Origin of the sequence: Dietzia sp. DQ12-76 (genome assembly GCF_014145045.1) — a bacterium.
Classification (GTDB): domain Bacteria; phylum Actinomycetota; class Actinomycetes; order Mycobacteriales; family Mycobacteriaceae; genus Dietzia.
Genome location: NZ_JAALDV010000274.1, coordinates 1 through 2,374, shown reverse-complemented (window position 1 = coordinate 2,374; position 2,374 = coordinate 1). Strand labels below are relative to the sequence as shown.

2 protein-coding genes are annotated in these 2,374 nt (G+C 71.6%); both read right to left on the bottom strand.

What is annotated here, in order from left to right; genetic code table 11:
* Positions 1 to 794: NAD-dependent epimerase/dehydratase family protein (locus G6019_RS10105; protein WP_182627508.1), on the bottom strand; the 794-nt coding region annotated here is incomplete at its 3' end.
* Between the two features lie 90 nt (positions 795 to 884).
* Positions 885 to 2,374: DUF6541 family protein (locus G6019_RS10100; RefSeq protein ID WP_182627507.1), on the bottom strand; the 1,490-nt coding region annotated here is incomplete at its 5' end.

The window sequence follows — 2,374 nt, the reverse complement described above, 5'->3', positions numbered from 1 at the left end:
TCCCCCGACCCCGCCGCCGCGGCCACCAGGGTGTGCAGGTCGCGGTCGCTGGTCTCGACCCCGGTGCCCACGTTGAACCGCAGCCCGGCGGCCGCCGGAACCGTCGCCGCGCGCACGAAGGCGTCGACCACGTCGTCGACGAACACATAATCGCGGGTATTGCCCCCGTTCCCGAACACGCGGGTCGGCTGCCCCGCGAGCAGTCGCTGCGCGAAGATCGCCACCACCCCGGCCTCACCGTGCGGGTCCTGCCGCGGGCCGTACACGTTGGCCGGTGCCACGCCCGCCCACTCGATGCCGTACAGCTTGGCGAACATCTCGAGGTACACCTCGCCGGCGACTTTGCCCGCCGCGTACGGGCTCATCGGATCCACCGGCCGCGACTCGGCCACCGGCAGCTCGGCCACGGGACCGTAGATCGATCCTCCCGAGGAGGTGAAGACGATCCGCCGCACCCCGGCTCGTCGGGCGGCCTCGGCGAGCCGGACCGTTCCCACCACGTTGACCTCGGCGTCGTACACCGGGTCCTCCACGGACAGACGCACGTCGATCTGCGCGGCCAGGTGGAACACGACCTCGGGAGCGACCTCGGCGACCAGGTCCACGATCCCGGGGTCGATCAGGTTCATCCTGTGGAAGCCGAACCGGGCCCCGGCCTCCCGCGCGCTCGCGAGGTTCTCGAGGCGACCCCGCGAGAGGTCGTCCACGACGCTCACCTCGTGACCCTCGGACAGCAAGCGATCCACCAGGGTCGACCCGATGAACCCGGCTCCACCCGTCACGAGTGCCTTCATTGACGAACCCCTCCCGAAGCGCGGCGACGCCGCCGCGGCGTCCCGTCGGACGACAGCTCCGAGGATACGACCCGGACCCGGTCGGGCCGCTCACTCCCCGCCGTACAGCTCGGTGGCGCGGGTGAGGGGGGTGCGCCTGTCCGGCGGGAACGGGGAGTCGGCCAGGATCCGATCGATCTCCTCCTGCGTGAAGGCTGCACGGACGGCGAAGATCCGCACCTGGGAGTCCGAGTAGACCTTGACCAGGCCCGGGGTCTGATCGAGCCGGAGGAGGTGCTCGTTGGGCTTCTGGAACCCCCAGTAGTTGGGCGGGCTGACGTAGACGTAGGTCACGCCGAGTTCGTCGAGCGCGGAGTCGACGCGTGGGTCGGTACCGGCCCGATCCATGCTGAAGAACAGAGCGGTCGTGAGCGGGGCGGTGGACCCGGGCTGGAGATAATGTCGTGCGGTCGAGGGCAGACCGTGGGTGGCGTACATCCACCCCGACCCCTCGTCGGGGTTGGTGTAGACGAGTCCCGAGTAGGCCTGCGGTTGCCGGGAGAGCCACTCGAAGGCGCGCAGATCGTGACCGTCGACCATCCGACCCGCGCGTTGGTTCGCACCCGCCGCCGAGGCGTACTCGGGCGAGGCCTGCACGACCCACGACCCGGTGGCCACCAACGCGGCCAGCGCCACGGCGACCCGCAGACCCGCCGCACCGGTTCCGCGCGAGTCGGTGATCGGGTCGATCAGGCGGGCCGCCCACCCCGCCAGCGCCTGGACGACCACTCCCACCCCCACACCGACGGCGGCCGCCACGAGGACCGCCAGGAGCACCCCGATCCGCCGCGGGTCGTTGTAGTAGATGCTGCCGATCCCGCGCAGGACGCCGCCGGTCCAGTTGCCGAACATGCTCATGGAATTGACGCACACCACCAGCACCCCGGCCCAGAGCAGGATCGGCCACAGCACGAGGCGCCGGACCAGGACGAGCACGCCGAGCACCGCGAGGGCCAGCAGCACCCAGCGCACTCCCCAGTCCTGCACGTGCCGTACCTGCAGCGCCACGGCCCGGCCCCAGACGGCGGCCCGGTCGGCGTCGATCTCGAACTGGAAGGCCGAAATCTCGTCCGCGTCCTCGGAGACGGTGAGGACCTGGGGCAGCAGTGTGAGGACGCCCGCGAGTCCGACCCCCGCCAGGACGAGGAAGTCCCGCAGCCGGCCCCGTACCGGGCGCCACAGGCCCTCGAACAACCACCAGAACAGCACGATCACCGCGGCGGTGACCATCGCCGACGGGTGGATACCCCCGACGCCGACCAGGCCCAGCGCGGCGGCGGGGACGAGGCGACGGTCGGACAGGGAGGCCACCACGACAGCGGCCACCAGCCCCGCCAGTCCGTTGGCCACCCCGGACGGCGTCGCGGCCACCATGACCTCCACGAACGGCAGCCCCGGGAACAGGGGGGTCGCCATCGCGGCGACGGCCGCGGAGGTCGCGACGGCCGGACGGGAGAACCGCCGGTGGGTGATGAGCCACGCGAGCGCGGCCACGCCGAGTGGGAACACCAGCGCCATGGAGCCGATCTGGACGAGGTTGA